At 35.7% G+C, this 7,769-nt stretch carries 9 protein-coding genes; 3 read left to right on the plus strand and 6 right to left on the minus strand.

Features of this window, described 5'->3' with window-relative positions:
• The 5 genes from BLP55_RS15875 to BLP55_RS15895 all read right to left on the minus strand — a co-directional run.
• Positions 1–266, minus strand: a 266-nt coding sequence (locus tag BLP55_RS15875) for a hypothetical protein (RefSeq protein WP_139149777.1), incomplete at its 3' end; no start/stop codon positions are given.
• Positions 267–455: 189 nt separating this feature from the next.
• A complete protein-coding gene (locus BLP55_RS15880; protein WP_091147090.1) occupies positions 456–1,067 on the minus strand; it encodes a MarR family winged helix-turn-helix transcriptional regulator in 612 nt (203 codons plus the stop codon).
• Positions 1,068–1,080: 13 nt separating this feature from the next.
• Positions 1,081–1,485, minus strand: coding sequence for a DUF2024 family protein (locus tag BLP55_RS15885; protein WP_317040315.1), 405 nt, complete (start codon positions 1,483–1,485; stop codon positions 1,081–1,083).
• Positions 1,486–1,490: 5 nt separating this feature from the next.
• Complete coding sequence (locus tag BLP55_RS15890; protein ID WP_091147093.1) at positions 1,491–1,724, minus strand: thioredoxin domain-containing protein; 234 nt, start codon at positions 1,722–1,724, stop codon at positions 1,491–1,493.
• A 293-nt stretch (positions 1,725–2,017) separates the two neighbouring features.
• Complete coding sequence (locus BLP55_RS15895; RefSeq protein ID WP_091147097.1) at positions 2,018–2,389, minus strand: YybH family protein; 372 nt, start codon at positions 2,387–2,389, stop codon at positions 2,018–2,020.
• A 915-nt stretch (positions 2,390–3,304) separates the two neighbouring features.
• Here BLP55_RS15895 and BLP55_RS15900 point away from each other — a divergent pair.
• The 3 genes from BLP55_RS15900 to BLP55_RS15910 are packed head-to-tail and all read left to right on the plus strand — an operon-like array spanning position 3,305 to position 6,029.
• Positions 3,305–3,655 (plus strand): hypothetical protein, encoded by a 351-nt coding sequence (locus tag BLP55_RS15900; protein WP_139149778.1) that lies wholly within the window; start codon positions 3,305–3,307, stop codon positions 3,653–3,655.
• A 2-nt stretch (positions 3,656–3,657) separates the two neighbouring features.
• Positions 3,658–4,152, plus strand: coding sequence for a hypothetical protein (locus tag BLP55_RS15905; protein ID WP_091147105.1), 495 nt, complete (start codon positions 3,658–3,660; stop codon positions 4,150–4,152).
• A gap of 50 nt (positions 4,153–4,202) precedes the next feature.
• Positions 4,203–6,029: a T9SS type A sorting domain-containing protein gene (locus BLP55_RS15910; protein ID WP_091147108.1), complete on the plus strand. Its 1,827-nt coding sequence runs from the start codon at positions 4,203–4,205 to the stop codon at positions 6,027–6,029.
• Positions 6,030–6,206: 177 nt separating this feature from the next.
• Here BLP55_RS15910 and BLP55_RS15915 read toward each other — a convergent pair whose 3' ends face one another.
• Positions 6,207–7,535 carry a J domain-containing protein gene (locus BLP55_RS15915; RefSeq protein WP_091147111.1) on the minus strand — a complete coding sequence of 443 codons (1,329 nt, stop codon included), beginning with the start codon at positions 7,533–7,535 and terminating at the stop codon, positions 6,207–6,209.
• Positions 7,536–7,769 lie beyond the last annotated feature (234 nt).

Here is a 7,769-nt window from a genome sequence, read left to right on the forward strand (position 1 = left end):
TTATATCTGAAATAGCCTAAATAATACATAAAAGAAGCTTCGTTAAACTTTCGTTCTTTAAGGTATTCTGCTGAAGTTTTAAAATATTCCATAGGATGCTTTTCACTCAAAGAATCTGCTATTTTATATACTTGACTTTCCAAAACTCCAACTTTACCTTTAATTGTTAGTGAGTCTGCATTTTGATAAATTTCTGTGTATATGTTAGTTTGAGCAGAACAAATGTTGAAGACACTTAATATAATTAGGATTATAATTTTTCTCATTATTTTTCTATTCTTTTCTTTTCAGGTTTTGGTGTAAGCTATCGCATAACGTTTCGCGCAGTTACGCAGGAGCGGAAAAGCGGACTGAGTACTCTCTGCCAAGATAAGACTTTCTTCGTGAAAACCGAACGTTCAACTTACCGAAATCCAGCTCTTGCTTAACTGCGCTGTTACCTGCTGGTGTTCTTGTCATTCTGTTTGTTTATGTTCTGCACAGTCAATTCGTAATTCGGTGTCTGCAAGTTTGGTGTTTAAAAGTCCGCAAAAATGTTTTTGTCCGTTTTTGTCTGACTTGTAAAAGTGGCAAGTAAAACACATTCGTTGTATCGTAATAATACCCGATTTGTTCAAATGATGAATAATGTCTAACAAACTTAATAATAAATTTTCCTTGTCGGTTGCGTGAAGTTTGTCAATGGGAACTTGTATTTGTTTTGCAAACAATGATGTCTGTTCTGCCGTGTCTTTACCTTTCTTGGTCAGATGTATTATGTAACTTCTTGTGTCGTGTGTTTCGTATTCTTTTTTGATGAGTTGTTTTTGTTCAAGTGTTTTTACTGTGTCGCTGATTGTTGCTTTGGTCATATTAAATTCGTCAGCTAGGTAACTCACTTTTCTTTTTTCGTCAGAGTGATGCAATAAGAAAATAAGCAACTGCACTTGAATTGGAGTTAATGAAAATTCTTTGCTTTCATTCCAAAGCAAAACTCTAAATGCTTGTGAAACTCTTTCCAATGAAGCAACAATTTTACTCTCAATGCTCGAATTTTGATGCTCCAAATCAAATGCTGACTTTTTCATTATTGGTAGTTAGTTAGTTACAGTTTTCCATTTCAATTATAAAGTAACCTTGCTTCTTAATGTCGGCATCCCAATTAGGTCTTAATGTCTCAACGTGGCAAAACCTACATTCTTTTGATGTCAAAGGTTGACCATCTTGTCCTTTTGTTTTTAGATATGCTTTTCCGTAACCATAGATTACAGTTGTGTCTTTAATTTCTTCGGGTGCAAGAATGTCGAAGTGCATTACACTACCGTCTTTTTTTGTTACATAGGTATCCCAAACTGCTATTTTCATTTTACCTGTTGTTTTATTTGGTGTTTGGCTAAAATCTTGAGTAAAGATTAAAAGCAAAACAATGTTTACTAAATATTTCATTTCTTCTTGACAGAGAATAAAATGCCCCACAAAGGTAGTTGTCCTAACTTTGTGGGGCAAATTTTTTAGCCTTTTACGTCAGCCATTGAAGCCCCAAAGTTGATGTGTAATACATTACCGTTTGGTGTAACCAAAGCCGGAACAGATTTTACACCTGCTTTTTCTGCTTCGTCAATTCTTGACTTGTCGTTGCCAAAGTGAACTACTTCCACTTTGTCTGAACCTAAAAGATTAATGATGTCGTGTTCTGCACTAACGCAAACAGGACAACCTGCGTGATAGAAAACTGATTTGCTCATTTTTTTATGAATTAAATTGTTATGACAATATTGTCGGTGTAAATATAGTTAGGATAACTAACAATGTCAAATAAAAGTTTTCAACTACTCTTTTTTAGTCAAAATTTGATGTCGGATGGTTTTGAGGTGTCGGTCTGTTACACTTGCAGGTAACGTTAGGCCGCTTCACGCCGTTGCCGATTAAAGCGGGCTGAGTTCTCTCTGCCGAAGATAATATTTCTTCGTGAAACTACAACTTCCGGCTACCGAAATCCCGGCAATGTCTTGAAACGGCGGTTGGGCGTCGTGCCGCATCACTCTTTTAAACCTGAAGCATGAAGATGGACTATTTTCCAAACTCCTTTTTCTTTTTTTAAAACAATTGTTCTTCGTGATAAATAGTCACTGTTTTCGCCCATATGAAAAGTAACTATTGCAAGCTTTCCATGCATTTGTATAAGTAGGCTTTGAGGATTTAACTTTAGGTCAAATTTTTTAGAAGGATCAATAAATTCTGGAAAAATTTCCTTCCAAGCAGCTTCTATTTCTTTTCGACCTAATTTACGTGTTCTAAATTGTGCAGGAAAAAAAATTGAGGCTTCATCATCAAAGTAATTTCTAAAGGTCTCCCAATCAAAATCCTTAAACGCTTTCAAGAACTTTTCTGTTGTATTTGCTACTTCAATTGAATCTTTGCTTTAGGCAAATGAAACCATGTTTGTTAGCAAAAAGAATATGAAAATGATTTTTTTAAAAACAGTCATATGTATCTTATGTTGTAATTTATTCAAGCATGACGCCCAACGTTTCGCGCATTTGCGTGGTCGCGTCGGAGCGAACTGAGTTCTGTCTGCCGAAGATAAACAAAGTTCGTGAAACTGAAACGTTCCGGCCACCGAAAACCAGCGATCACGTAAATGCGCTGTTACAAGAACCTTGCGGCTATGCCTTTGACAAAGATCGTTTTGAGCTGTTTTCTTGAAAGACATCAAAAAATGATTTCCCATAAAAGGAAATCATTTTCGAAATGTTCCGGACTTTAAAAAAAAATGTAAAACCTCGATAGAAAAGTTTGTCAAAGTTTTCTAGCCAACGAAACTCATATGAAAACCTCGGCATGAGAATCATATTTTAAAAAAATAAAGAAGAAAATTATTATTTCTAAATCAGCGTATCGTGATTTATGTGGAAAAACAAGGTTCTTGTAACGTTATGCCGCTTCACGACGTTGCCGATCAAAGCGAACTGAGTTCTCTCTGCCGAAGATAAACAATGTTCGTGAAACCGCAACTTCCGGCTACCGAAATCTCGGCAATGTCGATGAAACGGCGGTTGTGCGCTGTGTTAAAATTTAGAAATAATCGCATTTTAAGATTTTTTCATTCTCATTTTGACTATATTTGAAAAGCAATACCACTTAGCTACTTCCTTAAACAAATAATTCTTGTTCATTAATCAGGCCTATTATGCCTGCATTCATGATAGTAATGGAGCTAATACTTAAATCCGTGAGTTTAGTTTGATGCTCTTTTGCAGGCTGGATAAACCTTATCCATTTACAGCAGCCTTAAGCAATTATGCACTGGGATGAAAACATCACAATGAAAAAAATTATTAACTTAGCGATATTGGTTGTCGCAACATCTTTTCTTTCCTGTAGTCAAGGCGAAGATGATAAAGCTTCATCTAACGCTCCAGTGACAGTTAAAGAAATTCAAAAAACTCCTCAAATGCTTGAATTTGAAGATTCTTTCAGAGGAATTACAATGAGAATGGCAGAAAGCCCTGAAGCCAGAACGCGTGAATTAGCATTGATCACTGCCAAATGCAAACTGTATCTTGAGTCAAATCAAGTGGCATATGATAAAAATGCCAATGAGGGGGATGTCATCAGAACCGCGCTAAGATTTCACGCTACAAAAATTCAAGAATTAAGAACTTTAAAAAAATAATCATGAAAAAATATATCGCAATTTTTAGTTTAATGTTGGGGCTAAATACATCTGCCGCTACAATTGAAGTTTACAATTTGACATCTTATAATTTTAACTATCAATTGAATACTGTCAATTCTTCCACATTTTCGTATCCTATACTTTGGTCCACCAATACACTGTTGACACTAGCGCCTGGTTTTTGGACAGATTACGGAAACTCTGGCGGGTTTCCTTTTAATCCGACTTCGGGCACCAATACTCCAGCTATTGTGAGTTGGGTAAGGCAGACTGTTTCTGGAGGCGCACAAACTGCCACTTCCAATACAACTGCCCAAACAGTTTTTGGCACTACCCAAGTTATTGCATTTTTAAAATACAGTTTTACCGGAGTTGCTTTTTCGGGAAATTGGGGTCCACATGGCGACTTCCCCTATTTTAATTATAATTCAGGTCAAATTATTCTTGAATATATTGACATGGGAGGAGGCAACGCTATCTTTTTAGCGCAATAACAATTATTAATGGCAGGTCACGGACTGCCTCATTTTAAAATCAAATTGCCATGAGAAAAATAATTTCAATTATAGCATCTTTTTTAATCCAACAAACAACAGCGCAGGACTTTAATTATGAACGAATTTGGGCAACATATTACGGTGGTGAAAACACCTACGTACAGGATAATGCGCAAGATTCACAGGGAAACATTTACATTGTTGGTTATATGACAGGAACTGCAACCTATCTTAATTCATTTGTGACGCCAGGCTCATTCCAAACTACATTTGGTGGTGGTATTTCTGACGGATTTATGGCTAAATTTGATTCTAATGGGTTATTATTGTGGGCTACTTTTATTGGTGGAGCAAATGCTGATAGAATCAATACAATTGCGATTGATTCTCAAGATCGGATATTTGTAGCAGGAAAAACCACAAGTGAAGCTATGGCGACACCAGGCTCTTATAAAGATTCCCCAATAGGTTTGGATGACGCTTATTTAGCTGAGTTCGCTTCATCAGGCACAAGGATTTGGGCAACTTACTATGGTGGCAATTATGTCGATAGTTTTTCAGGGATAGAAAGCGACGAAAATGGAAATTTATACCTTTTTGGAAAGACGTCGAGCCAAGAAAATATAACATCGATCGGTAGTTTTAACGAGATTTTCGTTCCGAATCCAGATGTGTCAGAACCGGAAGCTGACGTAAAGAATTTTTTGGTTAGGTTTACAAAAGATGGTGACCGATTGTGGGGAACTTACTATGGGACAAATTTTAGCAATAGTACTTCTACAATTACGGGAATTTCGCTAAATGAAACGGGACTGTTTGTTGTCGGATATGTTATAGATACAACTATGAATTCTTATTTTGCAACCGTAGGTTGCCACCAATCATTCAATAGTAATTCCCTTGGTATTGGCGTAGACATGTTTATCAGTAGGTTTTCTTTTAGCGGAAGTCGTGACTGGAGTACTTATTTTGGGGGCAGTCTAAGCGACAAATCCATTGCCTATGGCGTTGGGGAATCAGTTGAAAACTTTAAAAATATCAAGGCGGTAAATAATTTTGTTTATATCTCTGGCACCTCAAACAGTGATAATGGGATATCAACTCCGGGTGTGTTTCAACCCACAAAACAAAATTACTCTAATTTTTTGGTAAAATTCAACAATGTTGGAGTGCGACAGTGGGGAACTTATTTGGGAAATAGTGGCCCTTCTAGTATAGGAGGTGGCTCACAGTATACTTTGCTTAACATCGATGCAGAAGGGGAAATTTTTATCAGCGGCAGTACTAAATTTAGTGATGTAGCATCTCCTGGGAGTTATCAGCCATTGATACACACTAACGATTTGGGATTGGCAAATAGCACAGAGAGTTTTACTGCCAGAATTTCGAAAGATGGGGCAACAAGATATTTTGGAACTTATTACGGAGGCGAACAATCTGAATTTGGCGTAAATACGCTTATAGACAATGATAATAACTTCTACATCATTGGCACTACAGAAAGTACAGATGAAATAGCTACTCCAAATTCATTTCAATCAAATTTAAATGCAGTTTCGGAAAATCCAAGCTTGCCAAAAAATGCTTTTCTTGTAAAATTTTCACCAATTCCGTTGAGTGTTTCCACTTTTGCTACTAACAATAATTTTGTTTATCCAGTGCCAAATAATGGAAGTTTTACGATTAAACTGAATGAAAATTATTTTCATTCTGAGCTTGGTATTTATGATATGCAAGGAAAAAAACTTCATAGTGAAATCATTATCAATTCGACACAAAATATTGATGTACCGAACATTTCAACAGGAACGTATATTATCAAGATAGTAAGCACTAATGGATTAAAATACGAAAGGAAACTTGTTATAAGGTAATTGTACTTTTACTCGATTAGCGAAACATAGCGCACAACGTTAGCTCGCTAAGCGCGGTTGCGGATCAAAGCGAACTGAGTTCTCTCTGCCAAGATAGAATTTTCTTCGTGAACGAACAACTTCCGGCTACCGAAATCCCCGCAATCGCGACTTAGCGAGGGTTAGTAGCCGTTTAACTTATTTATTGAATTCATTTTCAGAAATATTTTGCGAATTGAAAGTATTACCTCCGGTAGACACGACATCTAACTCAAGTTGGAAACTAGGAATACTGTAGCCTCCATCGGTATATTTTATATTAAAATCCATTATGTTGTCTCCTTTCTCATACATTGCATTTCTTAAAAACTTACCGACACACTGGCCATTTTCTACTTTAGAATACCAATCTTTCCCATAAGCTATTTTTAAATAATATACACCTTTGGGTACATTTCTTACTTCATATGTCGATCCACTATTTATAAACACATATCGTACACACTTTTCAGTTGCTATATTCATAACTTTCACAGCTACATCGGTTCCGCCGCCAACGTGAATAACGAGCTTGTTATCGATACTTCCTTTTTTTGGTTTGAAATTGTAGCAATTTGGTAATTGTCCATTTTCTAAATCAGTCTCCGACCAACCTTCATTGATAAGAGCTTGCCGTTCTTGCTCAGTTTTTTCCTCGGGCGATATAATAGGATAAATTGTGGTTGTTGAATCAGGACCTGATAAATTTGAATCATTAACAAAGGTATTATTCAAATCTCCATTTGCTACCGATGGTGAATCGTAATTAGTTGAAGAAGATTTACTATTGCTGTTTGAAATGAAAATTGCAATCAAAACTATGGCAATTATAAATATATAACATCCAAAATTTGAGTTTCCAGTATTGTAAGGTGTTGCAGTAGTTTTAGAATTCTGTGATTTCGTCTGTGAATTAGAACTTGACTTATTGTGATTCGAAATTTTTTGAATTAAACTTTGGTCATTGTTTGCCAGTTTTAATAGTTTCGCACTAATCATAATTCTCTGACTGCTATTCAGAAATAACATGCAAAGTAGTACTTCATCTATGATTTGACTATTTATATAAAACTCTTTCTTGTTTATTAAATATTGGATATTCTTTTCAGACAAAATCTCATCTAAAGTTGAGAACAATCCCTGCTCATTTATATTTAAGGAATTTTGAAGTACTTTATCTTTTATGTTTCTGAACATAGAAAGAAACATCGAAGGATTTATTTCATTAGAAGATTCTTGTTTGTTATTGGTTTGTCTATTCGATTGTTTTTGAAAATATTGCTTATATTTTGCGTCATAATCTCTGCGTTTAAACGAGTCAATAAGAATAGAATAGGCTTCTGTTACATCTTTGAATTTATCTTCGAAAGATTTGTTTCCTTGATTTTTGTCAGGATGATATTTTAGTGCAAGTTTTCTATATGCTTGTTTAATTTCTGCATCAGAAGCTATGTATTCAATTTCTAGAATTTTGTAGTAATTCTTCATTAAATTGTGTAGTTTGATTAGTGTCTGATTTCCGATTCGCCTCTTAAATGGCTACTAACGTTTCGCGCATTTGCGTGGTCGCGTCAGAGCGAACTGAGTTCTGTCTGCCGAAGATAAACAAAGTTCGTGAAACTAAAACGTTCCGGCTACCGAAAACCAGCGATCACGTAAATGCGCTGTTATAAGAACCTTGCAGCAAAGCAATGACAACGAATGTCTTGAAATTATTTTTCA

The sequence above is a fragment of the Flavobacterium caeni genome, from assembly GCF_900101895.1.
In the GTDB taxonomy this organism is placed as follows: domain Bacteria; phylum Bacteroidota; class Bacteroidia; order Flavobacteriales; family Flavobacteriaceae; genus Flavobacterium; species Flavobacterium caeni.

What these genes read in the sequence shown, in the direction of transcription:
- BLP55_RS15880 (WP_091147090.1), bottom strand. Translation starts at nt 1,067, where the DNA reads ATGAAAAAGTCAGCATTTGATTTGGAGCATCAAAATTCGAGCATTGAG.
- BLP55_RS15890 (WP_091147093.1), bottom strand. Translation starts at nt 1,724, where the DNA reads ATGAGCAAATCAGTTTTCTATCACGCAGGTTGTCCTGTTTGCGTTAGT.
- BLP55_RS15900 (WP_139149778.1), top strand. Translation starts at nt 3,305, where the DNA reads ATGAAAAAAATTATTAACTTAGCGATATTGGTTGTCGCAACATCTTTT.
- BLP55_RS15905 (WP_091147105.1), top strand. Translation starts at nt 3,658, where the DNA reads ATGAAAAAATATATCGCAATTTTTAGTTTAATGTTGGGGCTAAATACA.
- BLP55_RS15910 (WP_091147108.1), top strand. Translation starts at nt 4,203, where the DNA reads ATGAGAAAAATAATTTCAATTATAGCATCTTTTTTAATCCAACAAACA.
- BLP55_RS15915 (WP_091147111.1), bottom strand. Translation starts at nt 7,535, where the DNA reads ATGAAGAATTACTACAAAATTCTAGAAATTGAATACATAGCTTCTGAT.